The sequence below is a fragment of the Micromonospora sp. NPDC048839 genome (genome assembly GCF_040649915.1).
In the GTDB taxonomy this organism is placed as follows: domain Bacteria; phylum Actinomycetota; class Actinomycetes; order Mycobacteriales; family Micromonosporaceae; genus Micromonospora.
In genome coordinates, this window is sequence record NZ_JBEZGL010000003.1 from 108776 (window position 1) to 130944 (window position 22169).

General features: G+C 73.2%; 19 protein-coding genes and 1 pseudogene. 10 read left to right on the forward strand and 10 right to left on the reverse strand.

Features of this window, described 5'->3' with window-relative positions:
• Position 1: 1 nt before the first annotated feature.
• Together AB0C25_RS06520 and AB0C25_RS06525 are read right to left on the reverse strand one after the other, a co-directional pair.
• A complete protein-coding gene (locus AB0C25_RS06520) occupies positions 2-1471 on the reverse strand; it encodes an aminotransferase class V-fold PLP-dependent enzyme (RefSeq protein WP_357370279.1) in 1470 nt (489 codons plus the stop codon).
• A gap of 27 nt (positions 1472-1498) precedes the next feature.
• Positions 1499-2890 (reverse strand): MFS transporter, encoded by a 1392-nt coding sequence (locus tag AB0C25_RS06525; RefSeq protein WP_357370281.1) that lies wholly within the window; start codon positions 2888-2890, stop codon positions 1499-1501.
• Between the two features lie 182 nt (positions 2891-3072).
• On the opposite strand from AB0C25_RS06525, the gene AB0C25_RS06530 reads away from it, so the two are divergent.
• Complete coding sequence (locus tag AB0C25_RS06530) at positions 3073-3636, forward strand: SigE family RNA polymerase sigma factor (RefSeq protein ID WP_357370283.1); 564 nt, start codon at positions 3073-3075, stop codon at positions 3634-3636.
• On the forward strand, positions 3629-4843 hold the full coding sequence (locus tag AB0C25_RS06535; RefSeq protein WP_357370285.1) for a hypothetical protein: 1215 nt from the start codon (positions 3629-3631) through the stop codon (positions 4841-4843). The genes AB0C25_RS06530 and AB0C25_RS06535 overlap by 8 nt, the downstream gene beginning before the upstream one ends.
• Positions 4844-4888: 45 nt before the next feature.
• Here the strand turns inward: AB0C25_RS06535 and AB0C25_RS06540 are convergent, their stop codons facing one another.
• On the reverse strand, positions 4889-5203 hold the full coding sequence (locus AB0C25_RS06540) for an MGMT family protein (RefSeq protein ID WP_357370287.1): 315 nt from the start codon (positions 5201-5203) through the stop codon (positions 4889-4891).
• Between the two features lie 61 nt (positions 5204-5264).
• Here AB0C25_RS06540 and proB point away from each other — a divergent pair, with 61 nt between their 5' ends.
• From proB to AB0C25_RS06555, 3 genes are all read left to right on the forward strand, one after another.
• Positions 5265-6374, forward strand: a complete 1110-nt coding sequence (gene proB / locus AB0C25_RS06545; RefSeq protein WP_357370289.1) for a glutamate 5-kinase — start codon at positions 5265-5267, stop codon at positions 6372-6374.
• Between the two features lie 169 nt (positions 6375-6543).
• On the forward strand, positions 6544-7788 hold the full coding sequence (locus AB0C25_RS06550) for a glutamate-5-semialdehyde dehydrogenase (RefSeq protein ID WP_357370291.1): 1245 nt from the start codon (positions 6544-6546) through the stop codon (positions 7786-7788).
• A gap of 41 nt (positions 7789-7829) precedes the next feature.
• Positions 7830-7973: a hypothetical protein gene (locus AB0C25_RS06555; protein WP_357370293.1), complete on the forward strand. Its 144-nt coding sequence runs from the start codon at positions 7830-7832 to the stop codon at positions 7971-7973.
• A gap of 16 nt (positions 7974-7989) precedes the next feature.
• On the opposite strand, the gene AB0C25_RS06560 is transcribed toward AB0C25_RS06555, so the two are convergent.
• The 6 genes and pseudogenes from AB0C25_RS06560 to AB0C25_RS06585 all read right to left on the reverse strand — a co-directional run bounded on the left by AB0C25_RS06560 (position 7990) and on the right by AB0C25_RS06585 (position 15135).
• A complete protein-coding gene (locus AB0C25_RS06560; protein ID WP_357370295.1) occupies positions 7990-8838 on the reverse strand; it encodes a squalene--hopene cyclase in 849 nt (282 codons plus the stop codon).
• Positions 8839-8923: 85 nt separating this feature from the next.
• A pseudogene (gene moeZ / locus AB0C25_RS06565) lies at positions 8924-10172 on the reverse strand (adenylyltransferase/sulfurtransferase MoeZ).
• A 55-nt stretch (positions 10173-10227) separates the two neighbouring features.
• On the reverse strand, positions 10228-11064 hold the full coding sequence (locus AB0C25_RS06570; RefSeq protein ID WP_357370297.1) for a DUF3152 domain-containing protein: 837 nt from the start codon (positions 11062-11064) through the stop codon (positions 10228-10230).
• 92 nt (positions 11065-11156) lie between these two features.
• Positions 11157-12011, reverse strand: coding sequence for a DUF3152 domain-containing protein (locus tag AB0C25_RS06575; RefSeq protein ID WP_357370299.1), 855 nt, complete (start codon positions 12009-12011; stop codon positions 11157-11159).
• Between the two features lie 5 nt (positions 12012-12016).
• Positions 12017-12991 (reverse strand): alpha/beta hydrolase, encoded by a 975-nt coding sequence (locus tag AB0C25_RS06580; RefSeq protein WP_357370301.1) that lies wholly within the window; start codon positions 12989-12991, stop codon positions 12017-12019.
• Positions 12992-13014: 23 nt separating this feature from the next.
• Positions 13015-15135, reverse strand: a complete 2121-nt coding sequence (locus AB0C25_RS06585) for a hypothetical protein (protein WP_357371044.1) — start codon at positions 15133-15135, stop codon at positions 13015-13017.
• A gap of 1352 nt (positions 15136-16487) precedes the next feature.
• Here AB0C25_RS06585 and AB0C25_RS06590 point away from each other — a divergent pair.
• The 4 genes from AB0C25_RS06590 to AB0C25_RS06605 all read left to right on the forward strand — a co-directional run bounded on the left by AB0C25_RS06590 (position 16488) and on the right by AB0C25_RS06605 (position 20867).
• Positions 16488-17126, forward strand: coding sequence for a TetR/AcrR family transcriptional regulator (locus AB0C25_RS06590; protein ID WP_110563158.1), 639 nt, complete (start codon positions 16488-16490; stop codon positions 17124-17126).
• A 64-nt stretch (positions 17127-17190) separates the two neighbouring features.
• Positions 17191-17418, forward strand: coding sequence for a DUF3107 domain-containing protein (locus AB0C25_RS06595; RefSeq protein ID WP_124822399.1), 228 nt, complete (start codon positions 17191-17193; stop codon positions 17416-17418).
• A gap of 475 nt (positions 17419-17893) precedes the next feature.
• Positions 17894-19600 (forward strand): DEAD/DEAH box helicase, encoded by a 1707-nt coding sequence (locus AB0C25_RS06600; protein WP_357370303.1) that lies wholly within the window; start codon positions 17894-17896, stop codon positions 19598-19600.
• 88 nt (positions 19601-19688) lie between these two features.
• Positions 19689-20867, forward strand: a complete 1179-nt coding sequence (locus AB0C25_RS06605) for an SAM-dependent methyltransferase (protein ID WP_357370305.1) — start codon at positions 19689-19691, stop codon at positions 20865-20867.
• Between the two features lie 10 nt (positions 20868-20877).
• Here AB0C25_RS06605 and AB0C25_RS06610 read toward each other — a convergent pair whose 3' ends face one another.
• Positions 20878-21336: a hypothetical protein gene (locus tag AB0C25_RS06610; RefSeq protein ID WP_357370307.1), complete on the reverse strand. Its 459-nt coding sequence runs from the start codon at positions 21334-21336 to the stop codon at positions 20878-20880.
• Positions 21337-21584: 248 nt separating this feature from the next.
• On the opposite strand from AB0C25_RS06610, the gene AB0C25_RS06615 reads away from it, so the two are divergent.
• The gene (locus tag AB0C25_RS06615; RefSeq protein WP_357253694.1) at positions 21585-22001 is read left to right on the forward strand and encodes a helix-turn-helix domain-containing protein; all 417 of its coding nucleotides are present in this window, start codon (positions 21585-21587) and stop codon (positions 21999-22001) included.
• Positions 22002-22169 lie beyond the last annotated feature (168 nt).

A 22169-nucleotide genomic window follows, 5' to 3' on the forward strand; every position in this document is an offset into this window, starting at 1 on the left:
GTCACCAGGTGGGACGTTGCAGCAGCCCGACGAACTCGACGAGCAGCCGCTCCCGCAGCGCCGGCGGGGCGGCGTCCAGCAGCGTGTTCACCACCGCCATCCGGTCCGTCGGCGCGTCGCCACCACCGAGCCCGAGCCCGCCGGCGAGCCCGGCGACCAGTTCGGGTGTGAGCGCGTCCGGCGTCAGCGACGTCGCCAATGCCACCAACTCGGGCGGGAGGGCCACCGGACCGGCCGCGCGCGCGGCGGCCACCGCGTCGGCCAGGTCCGGCCCGAACTCGGCCACCCGGGGCGCCACCGAGGCGGTCACCGTGAGGTGCACGCTGGCCGGGAGTCCCGCGTACGACAGCTGGGGTTGGGTGTGCCAGCCGCGCGCGGTCAGCTCGTCGACGAGCACGAACAGGTCGGGACCACCCTCGGTGGCGGTGAAGCAGACCACCGTGGACTCGGGTTCGGCCATCAGCCGCAGCCCGTCGACGGCGCGGACCGCGTCGGCCAGTCCGGCGACCGCGTCCCGGGTGACGTCAGCGAGCCGCAGGTAGCCGTCGTCGCCGAGGTGCCGCAGCGTCGCGTACGCGGCGGCGATCGGTCCGCCCGAACGGGTGGACGCGATCACCGGGTTGATCATGGTGTAGCCGGGCCAGTCGGCGTACGCGAAGTACTGCGGGGCACGCAGTCGGGCGTCGCGGTGCAGCAGCACTGACACCCCCTTCGGCGCGTACGCGTACTTGTGCAGGTCCACCGAGATGGAGGTGACCCCGGGAACCGCGAAGTCGAACGCCGGCACCGGCTCGCCGAGGCGGCGCAGGTAGGGCAGGGTCCAGCCGCCGAAGCAGGCGTCCACGTGGCAGCGCACCCCGGCGGCGGCCGCCGCGGCGGCGATCTCGGCGACCGGGTCCACCACGCCGTGCGCGTACGACGGCGCGGAGCAGGCGACAAGCACCGTCTCCGGGCGGATCGCGGCGGCCATCGCGCTCGGATCGGGACGCAGCCTGTCCGGGGACACCGGCACGACGTCCAGCGCCACCCGCAGGTAGTGCGCCGCCTTGGCGAACGCGGCGTGCGCGGTCGACGGCACCACGATCCGGGGCGCGGCGATCTCCGGGTGCGCGTCCCGGGCCGTCTTGACGGCGAGGATCAGCGACTCGGTGCCGCCGCTGGTGACACTGCCGACGACGTCCGGGGCAGTGGTGCCCGGACCGGCGCCGAGCACCCGGCCAGCGGCGCCGACCAGGGCGTTCTCCATGGCCAGCAGCGAGGGGAAGGCGGTCGGGTCCAGCCCGTTGACGTGTGCGCTCTCGCGGTGCGCGGCAGCAGCCAACTCGTCCAGCCCCGGCACCGCCGGGTCGTAGACGTACGCGAACAGCTGCCCTCCGTGGGTCGGCCGGTCGCCGGCGCGCAACTGGCGTACCTCGGAGAGCGCGACGTCAGCGGCAATCCCGGGAGGCAAGACCCTACTCTCGTCGATCATGGAGTCATCGTGCCCTTCTCGTGACGGTCAACGGCTTTCGTCCCCCACGCCAACTCCATGATCGACCCGTCCGGCGCGGGTGGCGGCGGCCAGCGCGGCGGGGGTCAGGGTGTAGCGGCGCAGGAGGAGGACGGGCGGAGCCACCAGCAGCGCCGGGATGATCGTGAAGCCGAGCAGCACGCCCAGTCTCGCCGTGTCGGACTGGGCCGCCGCCGAGCCGGTGTCGGAGGAGACGTAGCCGCCAAGCTGGAGCACCAGCCCGTAGATGCCCGGGCCGAGCGCCAGGCCGAAGGTCTCCCCGGCGGTCCACAGGCCGGTGAAGACACCCGCCTGCCGTCGGCCGGTGCGCGCCGTGTCGTACGCGATGCAGTCCGGCAGCATCGCCAACGCGAAGACCTGCTGTCCGGCGTACCCCACGCCGATGACCGCGACCACCAGGTAGACCGCGACCGGCGGCAGCACCGGCGCGGCGGCCAGGGCGAGCGCCCCGGCGGCGAGGATCAGCGAGCCGACGACCAGGGCGGTCCGCTTACCCAGCCGGGCACCGACCCGGGTCCAGAGTGGCATCACCAGCAGCGCCGGCCCGACGAAGCAGACGAAGAGCAGGGTCGGCCCGCTCTGCTCGTCGCGCAGGATCTGCGCCGCGAAGTAGTTGACCCCGGCCAGAATCGTCGCCACCCCGGCGGACTGCACCACGAAGCAGATCAGCAGCGCCCGGAACGGGCGGTTGGCCCCGGCCACGGCGAGCTGGGCGCGCAGTGTGGGCTCGCTGCCGCCCACCGCGCCGGTCGGCGCGGACCGGGTGCCGAAGAACGCGCCCAGGGCACCGAGGGCGATCAGCACCGCCACGAACAGGCCCATCCACCGGTGTCCGGCCACACCGTCCCCGCCGGCGGTCACCACCAGCGGAGCGATCGCGCCGGAGACCAGGATGGCCAGCGCCAGCACGGCGATCCGCCAGGTCATCAACCTGGTGCGCTCGGCGTAGTCGTCGGTCAACTCCGCCGGCATCGCCACGTACGGCACCTGGAAGAAGGCGAACGCGGTGGCGGTGAGCAGGAAGGCGAACGCCACGTACGCGGCGGCGGCCGAGCCGTTGCCGAACGGCGCCGCGAAGATCGACGCGAACAGCACGGCGAGCGCGAGGCCGCCGACGAGCAGGTACGGCCGGCGCGCGCCCCAGGGCGACCGGGTGCGGTCGGAGATCCGACCGGCGACCGGGTTGACCAGCACGTCCCACGCCTTCGGCAGGAGCACCAGCAGAGCGGCCAGCCCGGCGGCCACACCGAGCGTGTCGGTCAGGTACGGCAGCAGCAGCAGACCGGGCACGGTGCCGAACGCACCGGTGGCCAGGGAGCCGAGCGCATAGCCGGCGTGCACCCGTCGAGGCAGCGAGCCGGCGCCCGGCGGCGTTTTCATGGGGCCGAATATTACTCACGTTACGGTGGCGGACACATCCCCTCCTGCGGTCATGAACTGCCGGCCCGCCGCAGGCATCTAACAAGTCAGGTTGCCGGCAGTGAAGCCGCAACCGCATCCGCAGTTCTGGAGTGTTACCACCGCCGAGGGCAGATCAGCCTGGCGGTCACGGGGGAGGGACAGTGACGTCAACGATGGGCTCCCGCGCCAATCGGCCACCGGCGGTACGAACGGCCGGTTCGGCGGTCGAGACGACGATCACCTTCGACGACTTCTACCACGCGCACTTCGGCAGCGTGACCGCCCAACTGTCGGCGTACACGGGGGATCTGGGCCACGCCCAGGACCTGGCCCAGGAGGCGTTCTACCGAGCGCTGGCCCGCTGGGACCGTCTGGTCCGCTACGACGACCCGGTGGCCTGGGTTCGCAAGGTCGCCTGGAACCTGGCACACAGCCGCTGGCGACGCCTGCGTACCGCCCGGGACCACCTGCTGCGACAACGACGCACCGAGGCCGAGGTGGCCGGGCCGACACCCGACCGGGTCGCCATCGACGCGGCGCTGGCGCAACTGCCGCCCAACCATCGCCGCGCGGTCATCCTGCACTATCTGGCCGACCTGTCGGTCAGCCAGATCGCCGCGCAGGAGGGGGTGGCCGAGGGCACCGTCAAGTCGTGGTTGCACCGAGGCCGGAACGCCCTGGCCGCGCTGCTCGACGAGAACACCGAGGGGGTACGCGATGTCTGACCTCGACCCGCTGCTACGCGAGCGGCTCGGCGCGTACCGCAACGACGTGATCAGCCAGGTCGCCGGTCCTGGTCCCGACAAGGCCCGGCAGCTCCTGCGCCGACGGCGACGGATGACGGCAGCCGCCGCGGCGGCTGCCGTCGTCCTGGGGGTGACCCCCGTCGTCGTCAACGCCGCGCTGCACGCCGACCGGACTCCGCCGGTGCCGGTGGAGTCCGTCCCACCGCCGACCCCGTCCACGTCGGCGCCGCCGACGCCCACGCCGACCGGGTCGCCGACGCAGACGCCGACACCGACCGCCCCGACCGGCCCGAATGGACGAATAAGTCGGGCGCAACTGCTCGCCACAACTGTCGACCTGCCGAACTGGCCGTCGGGCATGGCGGAGGGCGGCTGCACCATCTCGGACGTCCGACTGAAGACCAACACGAAGAAGACCTACGTGTCGGAGCTGGCCGACAACGAGTTCGAGTACGGCGACGTCGATGGCGACGGAGCCGACGAGACCATCGCCATCGTCGCCTGCCGGTACGGCGAAGCGTCGGCGAAGCAGGTGGTGGCCTTCGAGCGGAACTCCGACGACCGGATCGTGACGGTGGGCCGAGTGGTCCGGACCGACGACGAGTTCAAGGACATCCTCGCGGCGGAGATCACCTCGACTGGTTCGGTGCAGGTGACGGTGGCCGACATCGTGCCGTGTTGCGAGATCCCCGACTATATCCGGCGCGAACAGGTGCGGACGTACGAGTGGAACGGGCAACGGTTCGAGCAGACCGACGGCCCCACCAAATTCGGCCCGGATCCCCGGCTCACCGACCTGAGGGTGAGCATGACCCACGAACTGGCCGAGGTCCCCGGTGCGGACACCCGACGTGAACTCACCCTGGTGTTCACGGTCACCAACGCCGGCCCGGTCGACGCGCCGCAGGTCGCGTTTCACAACATCGAACGTGGTGAACGGGCGGGCGGAGACTGGGCCCGATGCAAACCGGCAAAGCTGTCGGACACGGATGAACTGGGGTGTCTGCTACCCGGCGTACCGGCGGGTGAGTCGCGCCGCTACACGTTCGTCCAACTGATACCTGTCCAGCCGGGTGCCGACGCCTCCACCCGGAGTTTCCTCGTCCTGCACGGCGACGCCCAGGACCGCACGTGGCCCGACCTCAAACCAGACGACAACACGGTGCCGTCCCCCATCCAGTTCTGAACAGCGACCACGTTCCGCCGGACGCCGATCACGTTCCGCCCGTCGTCACGGCCTCTCCTGCGGCGACCATCCGGCCGCCGCGATGTCCACGCCCTCGCCGCGCAGCGGCGCCCCCTCGGCGCGCAGCCGGGACCGCGCCTCCCGCTCGTGCCCCGGCGGCAGCCGGCCGGCGGAGGTCACCACCCGGTGCCAGGGCACCGAGCCGCCGTGGCGGGCCATGATGTTGCCCACCAGCCGCGCCGAGGCGCGACCCGAACGCTCGGCGAGCGCGTCGGCCACCGCGCCGTAGGACATCACCCGGCCCTCCGGGATCCGTTCGACCAGGTCGAGCACCGCCTCGACGTACTCGTCAGGAGTCACAATCCGCCACCATATGGGAAGGCCGCCGGGCGGTGCGGCCGTGACCACGCAGAATGGTCGCGTGCGCGACGCAGTCACGGCGGCCCGGCGGGTCGTCGTCAAGATCGGATCTTCCTCGTTGACCACCGCGACCGGCGGGCTGGCCGACGAGCGCGTCGACACGCTCGTCGACACCCTCGGCCGGCTGACCAGCGAGGGCCGCGAGGTGGTGCTGGTCTCCTCCGGCGCGATCGCCGCCGGCCTCGCCCCGCTCGGGCTGCCCCGACGCCCGCGCGACCTGGCCACCCAGCAGGCCGCCGCCAGCGTCGGGCAGGGCCTCCTGATCGGCCGGTACGCGACCAGCTTCGCCCGGCACGGCCGCACCGTCGGGCAGGTGCTGCTCACCGTCGACGACGTGACCAGGCGGGCGCACTACCGCAACGCGTACCGGACACTGCGCAAGCTGCTCGACCTGGGGGCGGTGCCGATCGTCAACGAGAACGACACGGTGGCCACCCAGGAGATCCGGTTCGGCGACAACGATCGACTGGCCGCCCTGGTCGCCGCGCTGGTGCACGCCGACCTGCTGGTGCTCCTCTCCGACGTCGACGCGCTCTGGACCGGCGACCCCACCAAGTCGCAGTCGACCCGGATCACCGAGGTCCACGGCGACGCGGACCTCGCCGGGATCACCATCGGCGGGGCCGGCCGGTCCGGTGTCGGCACCGGCGGCATGGTGACAAAGGTCGAGGCCGCCCGGATCGCCACCGGTTTCGGCATCCCGGTGGTGCTCACCGCCGCCGACCTGGCCACGCAGGCGCTGGCCGGCGAACCGGTCGGCACCCTGTTCCACCCGCAGCGGCAACGCCCGACAGCCCGCCTGTTCTGGCTGGCCCACGCCACGTCACCCCGGGGGCGGCTGCACCTCGACCCGGGCGCGGTGGCGGCCGTCGTCGGGCGGCGCAAGTCGCTGCTCCCCGCCGGCATCACCGCCGTGGACGGCACCTTCACCGCGGGCGACCCGGTGGACCTGGTCGACACCGCCGGCGCGTCGGTCGCCCGTGGGTTGGTCAACTACGACGCGGTGGAGCTGCCGGGGCTGCTCGGCCGCTCCACGTCCGAACTCGCCGCGGCGCTGGGCCCGGCGTACGAACGAGAGGTCGTCCACCGTGACGACCTCGTCCTGCTCTAGGGGGCAACCATGAGTGAGCGTCAGCGAGCGAATCATCGACGCAGGGCGTTGGTGCCTCAGGGCGGCACGGAGCGCAGCGGAGTGGTGGCATGAGTGAGCGTCAGCGAGCGAATCATCGACGCAGGGCGTTGGTGACTCAGGGCGGCACGGAGCGCAGCGGAGTGGTGGCATGAGTGTCGTCGAGCAGGCGCGACGGGCGAGGGACGCCGCCGCCGAGTTGGCGGTGGCCACGCGTACGGTCAAGGACGCCGCCCTGGTGGCGATGGCCGACGCGCTCGTGGTGCGTACCCCGGAGATCCTGACCGCGAACGAGACGGACCTGGCGGCCGGCCGGGAGGCCGGGCTGAGCGCGGCCGTGCTGGACCGGCTCGCGCTCGACGCGGGTCGGGTGACCGGCATCGCCGACGCGCTACGTGAGATGGCCGCGCTGCCCGACCCGGTCGGTGAGGTGGTGCGCGGGTCCACCCTGCCCAACGGCCTGGAGCTGCGCCAGGTCCGGGTGCCGTTCGGGGTGGTCGGCATCATCTACGAGGCGCGGCCGAACGTGACGGTGGACGCCGCCGGGATCTGCCTGAAGTCTGGCAACGCGGCCCTGCTGCGCGGGTCGTCCTCGGCCGCGCACTCCAACGCGGCGCTGGTCGCGGTGCTGCGCGACGCGGTCGGCGGCGCCGGGCTCCCGGCCGACGCGGTGCAGTTGCTCGACGCCAGCTCCCGCGACTCGGTCAAGGAGCTGATGCGCGCCCGAGGGCTCGTCGACGTGCTCATCCCGCGCGGTGGCGCGTCGCTGATCCGCACCGTCGTCGAGGAGTCGACGGTGCCGGTGATCGAGACCGGGGTGGGTAACTGCCACGTCTACGTGGACGCCGCCGCCGACATCTCGCGGGCCGTCGCGGTGACCTTGAACTCCAAGACGCAGCGCCTGTCCACCTGCAACACCGCCGAGTCGCTGCTGGTGCACGCCAGCGTCGCCGACGCGTTCCTGCCGCCGATGCTGGCCGCTCTCGCCGAGGCCGGGGTGACCGTGCACGGCTCCCCCGAGGTGGCCGCGTACTCCGCCGCAGTGGTCCCCGCCACCGAGGAGGACTTCGCCACCGAATACCTGTCCGCCGACATCGCGGTCGCGGTGGTCGAGTCGCTGGACGCGGCCGTCGCGCACATCCGCCGCTACGGCACCGGGCACACCGAGGCGATCCTCACCGACTCGGCGAGCGCGGCCCGCGAATTCGTCGCGCGGGTGGACTCGGCCGCGGTGATGGTGAACGCGTCCACCCGCTTCACCGACGGCGGCGAGTTCGGCTTCGGCGCGGAGATCGGCATCTCCACCCAGAAACTGCACGCCCGCGGCCCGATGGGCCTGCCCGAGCTGACCTCGACGAAGTACGTGGTCACCGGAGACGGGCACCTGCGCGGCTGACCGTCCTCGCTCCCGACCTCGCCACGTTCTGCAACGAGCGGGTGTTCGGTCCGGGCTACCCCGACCTGGTCGCGACCGTCCTCGGCCCCGGCATCCGCGACCGGCGGCTCACCAGGGGCAGGCAGGCCGGCGAGTACGCCGACAACTGGCGACGTCTGCTGATCACCGCCGGCCTGTCGTCCTGACCGACGCCGCAGGTGATCAGCCGGTCGGCGCGACCGCCCGGCAGGCCCGGATCGCCCGCAGTGTGGTGTGCACGTCGAACTGGTGACCGTCGTCGCTGTCCCAGCCGCCGTCGCTGCGCTGGGTCCTGGTGAGCCGCTCACGGGCCGCGACCAGCAACCAGTGCTCCTCGCCCATGTCGACCCGGCGCAGTGTCCCGGCCAGCCAGGCCACGTCCGCCGGGGACAGCTGCGGGATCCGCTCGGCGAGCACCGACTGGATCAACGCGGACTCGTAGTACATCTCCTGCCGGTGCAGCACGGCCGCGCTGAGCCAACCGGCCGGCACGAAGGAGGGCCAACGGCCGTCCGGGGCGAGCTGCGCGGCGAGCGCCTGCGCGGCGGCCTGCACCACCCGGGCGTACGACCCGCCGACCCGGTGGTCCAGCGGCCCGGCGGACCGGGCGTCCAGCCCGCCCACGCTGAGCCAGAAGGCGGCGTTGGCGGTGAGGTAGAGACGGGCCTCCGGGTCGCCGGGCCGCGCCCACTCCGGGGCGAGGTCGGCCAGCGACGGGTCCTCGTCCCAGCCGCCGTCGGGCAACTGGGAGGCGGCGAGCCAGTCCAGCGCGTGCCGGGCCGCCGGGCGGCCGAGGGCACCGAGGTCGTCCAGCTCGGCCAGGCGGAAGCAGGTCGCGTCGACGGACCCGACCGCGCCGTCGAGGATGGCGGGCCAGCCGCCGTCGGGCGTCTGCCCGGCCTCGGCGGCGTCGAGCACCGCGTCCGGCACACCGGCACCGGTGCGCAGCCGGGAGAGACGCGCGCGGTCGACCGCGTCCCCGTGCGCCACGACGAAGCCGATAGCGGCGTCCATATCCACCACGGCGGTCACGCTACCTGCGTAAAGGTCGTCGCGCCTCGGAGAATCGGCCGAGGCCGGGGCGGGTGAGTGGCCCGCCGCCGGCCCCGGTCGTCGCTCAGTACGCGGGCAGCGACGGATCGATCTGCTTGATCCAGGAGAGCACACCGCCCTGGACGTGCACGGCGTCGCGGAAACCGGCCGCCTTGAGCGCGGCGAGCGCCTCGGCGGAACGGACGCCGGACTTGCAGTGCAGCACGATCTGCTTGTCCTGCGGGAGCTTCGCCAGCGCCTCGCCGGAGATGATGTCGCCCTTGGGGATCAGGGTGGCACCCGGGATGCGGACGATCTCGTACTCGGCGGGCTCCCGTACGTCGACCAGGAAGATGTCCTTGCCGGCGTCCTGCCACTCCTTGAGCTCCAGCGCGGTGATCGTCGCGTCGAGCGTCGCCTCCTGGGCCTCCTCGGAGACCGCGCCGCAGAAGTCCTCGTAGTCTTCCAGCAGGTCGGTGACCGTCGGGTTGTCGCCGCAGAGCGCGCAGTTCGGGTCCTTCCGGACCTTGATCTTGCGGTATTCCATCTCCAGGGCGTCGTAGACCATCAGGCGACCGACCAGCGGCTCACCGATACCGGTCAGCAGCTTGATCGCCTCGTTCACCTGGATGGAGCCGATCGACGCGCAGAGCACGCCGAGCACGCCACCCTCGGCGCAGGAGGGGACCATGCCGGGCGGCGGCGGCTCCGGGTAGAGGCAGCGGTAGCACGGGCCGTGCTCGGCCCAGAACACCGACGCCTGGCCGTCGAAGCGGTAGATCGAGCCCCAAACGTACGGCTTGCCGAGCAGCACGGCCGCGTCGTTGACCATGTAACGGGTGGCGAAGTTGTCGGTGCCGTCGACGATCAGGTCGTACTGGGCGAAGATCTCCCGGACGTTCTCCCGGTCCAGCGCGGTGTTGTGGATCTCCACCTGGACCAGGGGGTTGATCTCGCGGATCGACGCGGCGGCGGACTCGGCCTTGGACCGGCCGATGTCGGACACGCCGTGGATGATCTGACGCTGGAGGTTGGACTCGTCGACGGTGTCGAAGTCGATGATGCCGAGCGTGCCGACCCCGGCCGCGGCGAGGTACATGAGGGCGGGCGACCCGAGGCCACCAGCGCCGACACAGAGCACCCGGGCGTTCTTCAGCCGCTTCTGCCCGGTCACCCCGACGTCCGGGATGATCAGGTGGCGTGAGTAGCGGCGGATCTCGTCAACTGTCAGCTCGGCGGCGGGCTCGACGAGCGGGGGCAACGACACGGTGGACTCCCCGGGATCGGCGGTGTGAACCGCGCCATTGTTGCTCGCGGGAGCCCCGCTCGGCCATGAGGGACGACACTGGTCCGCGATGCGGGAGCGGGAATAACCGACGACCCGGCCGATCAGGGGACGATGTCACCCGCGTAGCGACGGCCGTCGAGGTAGGGCCAGGCGTTCGCGACGCAGCCGTGCAGGCCGTACGTCTGCTGCTGCATCACCGGCGCGGGCTCCCCCGGGCCGGGGCAGGCCTCGTGCTCCTCGCCGAACTCGTGGCCCACCTCGTGGTTGATCACGTAGGTGCGGTAGGTGTCCAGCGGAGCGCCGTAGTCGGGGACCGCCTCCATCCAGCGCGCCAGGTTGATGATGACCTGGCCGGGCAGGCGGCAGGAGGTGTAACGCTCGGTGGTCAACCCGCCCTCGGCGCACATCCGCTCCGACGTGACCGGGGTGGCGAGGTAGATGGTGAAGTCCGCCGCCCCGGCGTCGGCCACCCGCTGCACCCGCAACTCGTCGGAGGCGATCCAACTGCGCGGGTCCGCCAGCACCTCGTCCACCTTGGCGGCGAACGCGGCGGCGTCCTGGCCGGTGCCGCGTTCGACCACGACCCGGTAACGGCGCAGCGGCCCGTCCGTGCCGTGCACCGGTGTCGCACCGTCGGCCGCCGTGAAGCGTCCGGCTCCGACCGAGGGGTAGCTGGTGGGCGCCGGGTGCACGGGTGCCCCACCCCCGTGGCCCATCTCGCCCTGGGTGTTGGTGGGAGTGTCGGCCGGCCGTTCGTCGCCCCGGTCGAGTGTCGTGCCGATGCCGCCGGCGAGCACGAGTGCGAGCATCCCGAGCAGCAGGGTGCGGCGACGTCGCCGGCGCATCCGGGTGAGCGTGGGACGTGCGCCTTCGTACGCCGACCGGCCGGGCCGGTCGGGCGGCGACGAGGGCGGGCCGTAAGGGGACGACGGCGTCATGACGTTGAGCCTGCCAGATTATTCGGGCATATCTCCGTTTTTGCCGCTATTCACGCAAGACGCCTGATGGTGTACGTCGGTCGGCCGCTCACTCAGAGGGCGGGGCCGGCGTAGCGGCGTCCGTCGAGGTACGGCCACGGGTTGACCCGGCACCCGTTGAGGAAGAGCGTCTGCTGCATCATCACCGGCGCTGGCCGACCCGCACCCGGGCAGCGCTCGTGCCGGTGCCCCAACTGGTGACCGACCTCGTGGTTGACCACGTACGTCCGGTAGACGTCCAGCGGCACGCGGGCCGACACGAAGTGCGGCACGGACAGCCGCCACCGATCCAGATTGATGATCACCTGGCCGGGTGCCCGGCAGGACGTGTACGGCCGACCCCCGATCCGGATGTCCACCCCGCCGTCGGCACACATCCGACCCGCCGTGCGGGCGGTGGCCAGGTAGATGGTGAAGTCGCGAGGCGCGTCCCCCGGGACCTGCTGCATCCGTAGCCTGCCGCTGTCGACCCAGCTGCCCGGCCCGGCGAGCGCCACCTGAACCGCCTGCGCGAAGTCCCCGGCGGTCTCGTCGCTGCCCGACTCCACCGCGACCCGGTACCGCCGCAGCTCACCCGCGCGACCCAGCACCGGGCCGGAACGGGCGTCGTAGCCGAACCTCCCGGTGCCGGCGCTCGGGACCGCGCCGGGCGCCCGCAGCACCGGGGACGGACTCGACGCGACAGCGGCGGAGGGCGACGGGTCGACCGACGGCGGCAGCGGCGCGGCCACCAGCGGCGGCAGAGTGACGACCTCGTCGGCGGCCAGCCGACCGGCGCGCGGATGCCCACCCGGCCCCTCGGCGATCACGGTCACCGCCGCGCCGACCGCCAACACCACCGCCACCAGTTGGGCGAGCAGCGCGAGGCGTCGCTGACGGCGACCGGGGAGGTGGGCTGAGCTGGGCATCCAGGTCAGCCTGCCAGATCAGGCCGCCCCGCGGTGTCCTCCGTTTCGGCGAGCAGGCCGACCACCGCCCGGGCAACCAGGCGGGGCACCTCCAACTGCGCCACGTGACCGACGCCGTCGAGCATCATCAACCGGCTGTCCCGGATGACCCGGGCGGTCTGCGGCGCGACCCGCACGTCGACCAGGCGGTCCTGACGGCCACCCACCACCAGGGTCGGTGCGCGTACCGCCTCGGCGAGACGCCACAGCGAACCCGACCCCGGCAGGTACGCCCGCAGGAAGCTGGAGACCAGTCCGCGGAACGTCCGGACGTACGCGGCGGCGTAGTGCTCCGCCTCGTACCGCACCCGGATCTCCTCCAACGCCTCGGCCCGACGCTGGTCGCAGATCCGGCTCAGGTCGGCGACGCACGCCTCCAGCACCTGCTGGGCCATCACCTCGGGAGCGAGCTGGGTGAGGTGCCGGGCGACCAGCCGTTCGCCCCGCGGGATGGCGAGCACCGGCAGCATCCGCCCCTGCAACGAGCGGCGGAAGTCCAGAAACGGCAGGGCCGGGGAGATCAGGGTGAGGGTACGTACCAGGTCCGGCCGGAGCCCGGCGACCTGAACCGCGACCGCGCCGCCCAGCGAGTTGCCGAACAGGTGCACCGGGCCGCGACCGGAGTGCTCGATCCAGCGGACGACCAGATCCGCGAAGGCCGGGATGGTGTAGCGGGGACCCGGCTCACTGCGGCCGAAGCCGGGCAGGTCGATGGCCTGACCGTCCAGCCGGTCGGCGAGCAGCCCGGCCAGGTCGGTCCAGTTCTGGGACGACCCGCCCAGCCCGTGCACGTACAGCGCCGGTTCCGCTCCGGCGGCGGTGGCCGGGGTGTCCCGCACGTACGTGACCCGGCCGTCGAGGCGGACCTCCCGGCCCGGCCAGGGCGGTGGAACGTGATGATCGGGGAGCAGATGGTCGGGCCAGAGGGTGGCGCGTCTCATCGGTCCAGTCTGCCTCGGACCACTCAGGACAGCAGCGCCTCCAGTCGACGGTTCACCGCCGCCAACGTCGCCCGGACCACCGCCTGCCGGGGATCACCGGCGACCAGCGCCGAGCCGGCCAGCTGCTCGACCCAGCCCGCACAGACGAGCAGCACCACGACCGTGGCCACCTCGCAGTTGCCGAACGGCACCACCGCCGCGTGCTCGACGAAGCAGCGCCCCCGCTCGGCGTTGTCGGTGCCCCGCAGCAACTCGTCCACCGCGGCGGCAGCCGCCACCGCGCAGAGCCGCAGCACGTAGCCGTCCACCGCCGGCCCGGTGGCGTACCCGGAGGCGCTGTCGTCGTCGGCCAGCAGCCGGACCTCCACGTTCGCGTCCAGGCCGAACGTGCTCACCTGCACGTGGTCGATCACCACCCGCGGCCCCGGCACGCCGCCGGTGTCCAGCGGTCGGGACGGCGCCGACTCCGTCGTGGTCACCTGACCACCGGAGTACGACGTGCCGAGCGTGGCCGGGCTGCCGGTCGCGGCACCGGCCGGCGCGGCCGAGACCGATCCGGGCTCCTCGACGGTGGCGCGACCCCGGTGCGGCGCGTTCGGCCGGCGGCGGCGCGAGGTGTCCGTACCGGTCCACTGCTCCGGGCCTGCCGGTGTGGCCTCTCCCGAGGCGCCCGACGGACGTTGCGGTGCGGTCGTCTCGGCCACCCGGACCTCACCGGTACGGGCGTCCGGACCTGCGTCGCGCGGGGCCGCGCCGGGGGGTTCCGCCGTACGCCGTTCGGCAGGTCGCGGTTCGGCCAGACGTCGGCGAACCGGCGGGGGTGGCGTACTGGGCACGCCGGGCACGTTCTGCGGGGCGGCGGCCAGTCCCATCCGTTCCTGGAGCAGCCGGGCCACCTGTCGGCTCACCTCGGCCGGATCGGCACCGTCGGCCAGGTCCAGGCGCAGGCTGTGCGCCCCGGCCGGGGTACGGCGCAGCGCCGCGTCGCGGACACCGGCGACCTCCCGAACGGCGTCCAGGATGGCGTTGACGTCAAACCCCTCGGGGCGCTCCCGGAGTGGGGCTGGTTCGTCGTCACGGCGAAGGTGGGTGGCGATGCGGGCGACCTCCGGGGTTTCGGCGGGTGGCTCCACGGCTGGCGGCTCCGGCACGACGGGCACGTCCGGTTCCGCGGGGACGCGCTGCGGCAGCACCACCGCCCTCGGGTCTGGTTGCCGGCCGTTGTCGGCCGGCTCGGTCGACGACGTCGGGTCGGGGGCGGATCGGCGAGCCGCGTAGGGCGAGGTGGGAACGGCTGGGGACCGGTCACGGCGCTCGGCCCCGCTCGTGGCGGAGGGCGGAGCCGCGCTGGTGGAGGCCGACGTGGTGTCGGCGGCCGACGGGGCGTTCGCCCGGGGTGGCTCGACGGGAGACGGCCCGGGCGGTTCGGGTGCCGCCGGCCGGAGCCGGAACGGCGCGACCGGCCGGGGCTCGGGCCGTGGCGGGCGGGACGTCTCGCCCACCTCGCCGCCGCCGGCAGCGCTTGGCGAATGGCTGGCTGGCCAGGACGGGCGCTCGGCGGGGGTGGCGGGGATCCGGCCCTCGGACCAGTCCGGCCGCTCGGTCGGGGAACTGCTCGCCGTCGGCGAACCGCCGACCCAGGAGGGACGCTCCGCCACCAGGGGCGGGCCTGCCGGGGCCGGGGGTGGGTCGGTAAGCGTGGGAGGCGGCCCGGCCGGGGCCGGAGGTGGCGCGTCGGCCGGCACGGCTCCGGAGGCCCAGGACGGCCGCGTCGGCGGGGCGCTGGGCGGTGTCGGATCGGCCTCTCCGGCCCAGGACGGCCGCGCTGACGTCGGGCTGCTGGGCGCGGGGTCGGACCCGCCAGCCCAGGACGGCCGTACCGGCGGGACGCTCGTCGCCGCCTCGGAGCCGCCAGCCCAGGACGGCCGTACCGGCGGGACGCTCGTCGCCGCCTCGGAGCCGCCAGCCCAGGACGGCCGCGCCGGCGCCGGGCTGGTGGGCGCGGGGTCGGAGCCGCCGGCCCAGGACGGGCGGTCCGTGCGAGGTGCGCCGGACCCCGCCCAGGAGGGGCGATCGGCGGGCGGACCGCTGGTCGGCGTGGGACCGTCGGCCCAGGAGAGGCGATCGACGACCGGTGGTGCCATGCCTGACGACACCGGTGGTCCGCTGGTGGGGGACGCGTCCGCGTCGACAGCCCGGGGCGGAACGGTGGGCGGTGCGACCCAGGACGGGCGCTCGGACGGCGGCGGGGTGCTCTGCCCGCTGGGGTGCGCCGGCGCGGCGTCGGACCCGGACCCACCGCCGGGGACGTCGTACGCGCGGGGCGGATCGGCACGCACCGGCTCGTACGGGCGGGGCGACTCGGCGCGCAGCGGCTCGTACGGCAGGTGCGGCTCGGCGACCCAACTCGGCGCGGGCTCGTCCCGGGCCTTGGGAGCGGCCGGCTCGTCGTCGGAGCGGGACCAGGGCGGAGCCCATCCGCCGCCGGAGCTCGGACGGTTCCAGTTCGGTCCGGACCAGTCCGGCTCGATGGCCGGCGACTCGCCGGCTCGGTGTGTTTCGCCTGGTCGGGGGACGCCAGCGGTCCGACCCGGCTCGGCCGCGTCGGCGTGCCCGGCCGGCCCCGGCGCTGCCTGCCGCCCGGGTGCGAGCGGGTCCCGCCAGTCTCGTGGCGCGGCCGGTTCGTCGGCGGCCAGCCGCTCGCTGGTCGGCGCGCGGAAGCCGGGCGGCACCTCGAAACCCGACGCGGCGGTGCCGACGGGCGGCACCTGGACGGCCGGCGGCGCGGAGGTCGGCAGGCCGGGCTCGGCCCAGCGAGCCCGGTGCGCGGCGGCCGGATCGACGGTGGAGCGTGCGGCGGTGCCCTTGTCGGGCTCGCCGGCACCCTGCTCCCGTGGCGGAGCGGGGCGTTGGGCGGGCACCACCAGCCGGTCGCCGGTCGCCTCGGGCCGACCCTCGTCGGGCAACCCCGGCGGAGCGCTCACCGGCGCGGGGCGGCCGGCGGGTGGTTCGAGACCGGGAGGGTGGACGCCGTTGGCGTCGTCCGGATGGTGCACGCCATTGGCGTGGTGGCCGTTGGCGCGGGTCGGCGGATCGAGGTCACCCGGCAGCCCCACCAGGGGCGCTGGCAGGTCGCCGTGTCGGCTGGACGAGGCGCGCCAGCCAGCGGCGGGATCGGATTGCCAGCGCGGCGCCTCGTCCCGGGCATCCTCGCGATCGGCGGCTCGGGACCACCCGCCCGTCGCTGGCGCCCACCCGCTGACGGGACGGCCCGGGTCGTCGTGCTGACCCGTTCCGTCACCGTGCTCTCCCGGGGTGGCGGCTCCGGGTTGCCCTGTTTCACTCACCGCGCGCTCCTTGGTCGCCCCCGCTGAGGCTACCGTGTGCCGAGAGTGGCGATAAGTTACAGCGGCGGGCCATTTCCACGACGGGGGTCACGGGCTTCGCCCGGTCTGGGGGGAAAATGCCGGCTCGTACGGAGAACTCGGAGGATCCCATGACCGCTGCGGGGAACGGTGCACAGACCGCCGGCCGGCCCACCCGCCTGCCCCGCTCCGCGCGCCGTAAGCAGCTTCTCGCTGCGGCGCAGGAGGTGTTCGTCGCGCAGGGCTACCACGCCGCCGCGATGGACGACATCGCCGAGCGGGCCGGGGTCTCCAAGCCGGTGCTCTACCAACACTTTCCCGGAAAGATGGATCTCTACCTGGCGCTGCTCGACACGCACTGTGACGCCATCGTCGCTCAGGTGCAGGATGCGATGCGCGGCACCAGCGACAACAAGGAGCGGGTCGGCGCGTCGGTACGCGCGTACTTCGACTTCGTCGACCACGAGAGCGAAGCCTTCCGCCTCGTCTTCGAGTCGGACCTGCGCAACGACCCGGCGGTGCGACAGCGGGTGGAGCGGGTCGAACAGGGCTGCATCGCGGCGATCACCGACACCATCATCTCGGACACCGGGGTGAGCCGGGCCCACGCCGAGCTGCTCGCCTCCGGGCTGGTCGGCGCGGCGGAGACGGCCGCACAGTTCTGGCTGGCCGGCGGCCGGCAGGTGCCGAAGGCCGAGGCCGAGGCGTTGGTGGCCGCGCTGTCCTGGCGGGGCATCGCGAGCTTCCCGCTGCAAGGTGAGTCAGCCTGACCGCCGACCCCGTGATCGGATAGCCTTCGCAGGGCGGTTCTTTCGCCCCAGTTGAGGAGGCACAGTGGAGGTCAAGATCGGCGTGCAGTACGCGCCGCGTGAGCTGGTAGTAGACAGCGCGCAGTCGCCGGCCGAGATCGAGCAGATCGTGACCGACGCCTTCGCTGGCAACGGCGGCACGCTCTCCCTGACCGACGAGAAGGGCCGACGGGTCATCGTGCCGATCGAGAAGGTCGCCTACGTCGAGATCGCCGAGGCGTCGTCCCGGGCGGTCGGTTTCACCGTCCGCTGACCGGGCCGGCCATCGCGGCAGGTAGGCGTGGGGCCACCTGCCGCGGGCCGGCATCGGTGCTCGGCGGTTCCGGCCGGCGTACCCGCCGCGCGGTGCCGCGCCGGGCCTGACTGGATGCGGCGACCTGTTCGGGTTTGCCGCACCTCTCTCGGATGACGTCGCACGACCCCGGCCCGGACGCCCGCGCCGCGTCGGTGACTCGCGCGGGGTACGTCCCGCCGACGCATCTATGACGCAGGTCACAATCATTGCCCCCGCGTGTCGCCTGGCCGACCGGGAATCGGGACGAAGCCATGCCTGTTCAGGTAGCATGGAGCAGTTGCCGTGGGCGCCGATCTGATCGAAGCTCAGCCCGCGGCGCGCGTGCGGCCCGGTCCGGCTCGGCAATCTGCCGCCGACCGTGTGGCCCGCGTCATACCGAACGCGCCCTGAGGACATGACGGGCGCACCCACGAGAGGGCACCCCCACATCCACATGAGCGACCTGACTCAAGATTTGCTGGACGGCCAGGAACTGGCCCCCACCGCCCCGGTCCGACCGGAGGCCCCCACGTTCGCCGCCCTCGGCGCCCGCGCCGAGACCGTCGAGGCCCTGGCCTCGGCCGGCATCACCCGCGCCTTCGCCATCCAGGAGTACGCGATCCCGATCGCGCTGCGCGGCGTCGACCTGATCGGTCAGGCGCCCACCGGCACCGGCAAGACCCTCGGTTTCGGCGTACCGCTGCTGGACCGGGTCTTCGCCCCGGGCGAGGGCAGCGACGGCGTCCCCCAGGCGCTGGTCGTCGTCCCCACCCGTGAGCTGGGCATCCAGGTCGCCAAGGACCTGGCCGCCGCCGGCCGGACGCGTGGCGTCCGGGTGCTGCCGATCTACGGCGGCGTGGCGTACGAGCCGCAGATCGACGCGCTGCGCAAGGGCGTCGAGATCCTGGTCGGCACCCCCGGTCGGCTGATGGACCTGCAGAAGCAGAAGCACCTCCGACTGGACCGGGTGCACGCACTCGTCCTCGACGAGGCCGACCGGATGCTCGACCTGGGCTTCCTCGACGACGTCGAGAAGATCCTGGCGATGCTCCCGGAAGACCGCCAGACGATGCTCTTCTCGGCCACCATGCCGGACCCGATCGTCACCCTGTCGCGGCGTTTCCTGCGCCAGCCGATGACGATCCACGCCGGGCACACCGCCGAGACCGGTCCGTCGCCGCAGACCCAGCAGCTGGTCTACCGCACCCACTCGATGAACAAGGTCGAGGTGGTGGCGCGCATCCTCCAGGCGGAGGGGCGTGGGCTGACCATGATCTTCACGCGTACCAAGCGGGCCGCCGACCGGGTCGCCGAGGACCTCGACTTCCGCGGCTTCGCGGTCGCCGCGGTGCACGGTGACCTCGGCCAGGGTGCTCGCGAGCGGGCACTGCGCGCCTTCCGGGCCGGCAAGATCGACATCCTGGTCGCCACCGACGTGGCGGCCCGCGGGCTGGACGTCACAGGCGTCACCCACGTCATCAACTACGACTGCCCGGAAGACCAGGACACCTACACCCACCGGATCGGTCGTACCGGCCGGGCCGGCGCGACGGGCGTCGCGGTGACCTTCGTCGACTGGGACGACATGCCGCGCTGGCGGATCATCGACAAGACCCTCGGTCTGGAGATGCCAGAGCCTCCGGAGACGTACCACACGTCGCCGCACCTCTACACCGACCTGCACATCCCGACCGAGGTCAGCGGCACCCTGCCGACGGCCGAGCGCACCCGGGCCGGGCTGTCCGCCGAGATCGAAGAAGATCTGGGTGGCACGACCCGCTCCCGCCGGGGCGACAGCGGTGGCGGCCGGAGCCCGCGACGCGGCGAGAGCCGTGGTGAGGGGCGAGGCGAGCGCCGTGGTCGGGGAGACGGTCGTCGGGACCGCTCCGACGCCGGCACGCCGGCCGTCGCCGACGCGCCCGTTGCCGACGCGCCCGTCGGCGACGCGGCTGAGGAAGGCACCCGTACCCCCCGCCGTCGGCGTCGCCGCCGGGCCGGCGAGGCGGTCGTGGGCGAGCCGACCGCGGTGATCACCGCCGACGCCGGCCCCACCGAGCCAGCCGCCGCGTCCGACGGCGAGCCGTCGAAGCCGCGCCGCCGTCGGCGCCGCCGTGGTGGCGGTTCCGATGCGGGTACGCCGGCCGAAGCGACAGCCGACTGACCACCAGCAACACCTGACATCCCCCGCACCGCCTCGCGCGGTGCGGGGGATGTTCCCTTCTCCCACCCCACCTGCCGGGAATGGAACGATGCCGGAATCACTGGAAGCCGCCCTGACCGAGGTTCGAGCCTTGCTGCTCGACCCCGCGCTGACCCGGGCGGTTGCCGCCGGACGCCGCCGCGGGCGCCGTCCCACCGTCGAGCGGGCGGAACTACGGCCGGTAACGCTCAAGGCCGGGCCGCGCATGCAGATCACCACGTCCGACGGTGCTCGCCCGTACACCCGCAACCTCGCCTCCGGCCCGGAGGCCGCTGCGGCGGTCGACGAACTGCTGGCCGAGCCGTTCGGCAACTGGCACGTGGAGACGACCGTGGCGACGCTGCAACTACGGGTGACCAAGTCCGGTGAGGCGCAGGTGCACCGGGCCGCGGCCGCCCGTCCGGCAGCGGCACCCGCGGGAAATGATCGGGCGAAGGAGTACCTGCTCGACCCCGGGGACCCGATCTTTTCCGAGATCGGCGGCTCGGCGGCCAAGCGCCGTCAGGTGGACGCGTTCCTGCGCGCGCTGGCCGCGACCCTGCCCGACGACCTGACCGGTCCGCTCCGGGTGGTCGACCTGGGCTGCGGCAACGCCTACCTGACGTTCGCCGCGTACCGCTACCTGACGACTCGTGGGCTCGACGTGCAGTTGGTCGGTGTGGACGTCCGGGAGGACCAGCGGCGGCGCAACACCGAGCTGGCGCAACGGTTGGGCTGGGCCGACCGGATCAGCTTCGTGGCCGGCACGATCGCCGACGCCGTCGTCGACCCCGCCCCCGACCTGGTGCTGGCGCTGCACGCCTGCGACACCGCCACCGACGAGGCGCTGGCCCGCGCGGTGCGCTGGGGGGCCCGCTGGGTGCTGGCCGCACCGTGCTGCCACCACGACCTGGCCAAGCAGCTCCGCGCCCATCCGACCCCGACACCGTACGAGCTGCTGACCCGGCAGGGCATCCTGCGGGAGCGCTTCGCCGACGTGCTCACCGACGCGCTGCGGGCCGGACTGCTGCGGGTGCACGGCTACCGGACCGAGGTGGTGGAGTTCGTGGACTCCCAGCACACGCCCCGCAACCTGCTGATCCGCGCCCGACGCACCGGTGCCGAGGCGACCGGACCGCAGCGCGAGGAGTACCGCGAGCTGGTGGACCAGTGGCGGGTCACACCCCGGCTGGAGACCCTGCTGGCCGCCGACCGGCAGCCGACCGACCGGCAGCCGGCGACGACGTAGTCGACACGCCCTAACGACGCCGTTCGCCGTTGCCGCCGCGATCCCGGCCACCGGTGCGCTCGCCGGCGCCACGGTCGAGGACCGTCACCCGCTCGCCACCGCTCCGCTGACCGGCCCATCCGCCGTCGGCCGGGACGGTGGGGAACGGCACCACCTTGCCCGTGCTCTCGGCGTTGCCGGCGGCCGCGAAGGCGTTCCAGGAGATGTCGACAAGCAGTTTCTTCATCTCCGCGTGCCGGATGGCGGCGTTGTGTTGCAACGCCATCCGGGCGCCCAGCATCACGCCGACGAGCGTGGTGGTGATCGCACCGGTGGCCGCCAGCACGTGTTGGCCGGTCACGGAGTCGGTGCGGAGCACCAGGACCAGCAGCCAGATCCAGAACCCGGCGGCGAAGACGCCAGCCTTGGCGACGAAGAAGAGGCTTACCGCACCGGGCTGGTACGGCTGGGGGCGGCTCGATTCGGCCATGGTGCTCCTCGGCGGTGGTCCGGTCGAACATGGCTGGCGTTCAGACGCCAGGCCGGGGCGGGCACCGAGCCTAATGGAAGAACGACAGTGATCGCTCGATGCAATTTTCGTTCTGCACAGAGGCTTCCAGAGAAAAGTCTCGTCCACGGGACAGTTTGTGCGCTCAGTCAATTGTTTCGCGCCCCGGGCGTACTACCCTCGGAAGGCGCATCGTCCCGGTGCTCCGGCAGGGGGGAAGACACGCAGGGATGGGATCAGCCGACGTAACACCGCAAATGGCCTTCGCCCGCTTCGTCCGGCGCGCCATCGACGACGCCCGCGACGACCGTGGCTGGACCGTGACCGATCTTGCCGCGCACACCGGTGTGGGTCGCTCCACCGTGTTCCGCTGGCTGGCCGGTGACTGGCAGGACTACCCCGAGCTGGCCAAGGTGCGCGGCTTCTGTGCCGCACTGGACCTGCCGGTCGCCGCCGCGTTCCGCGCGCTCGGCCTGCCCGACGCCGGCCCCACTCCCCGCCGACGTCACGACGACGGCCCGGTAGAGGCCGACGTCCGAGCCATCCTCGACCGGCTGGCCGACCCGACGGTCCCCGCCGAGGAGAAGCACCACATCCGCGACCTGCTGCGCTACCTGGCCCGCCGCCCAATCCGCCGAGCCGGCTAACCCACTCCGCACCCCGCGCCGCTCCGCACCCGCCCCCTCGCCCGCGCTCCCCCACCCTCGCGCTCGGGCCGTTGATCATGAGGTTATTGCCACCCACCACGGCGTGTCGGAGCAATAACCTCGTGATCACCAGGAGCCGGGGCGGGGGCCGTGGGGGCCGTGGGGGCC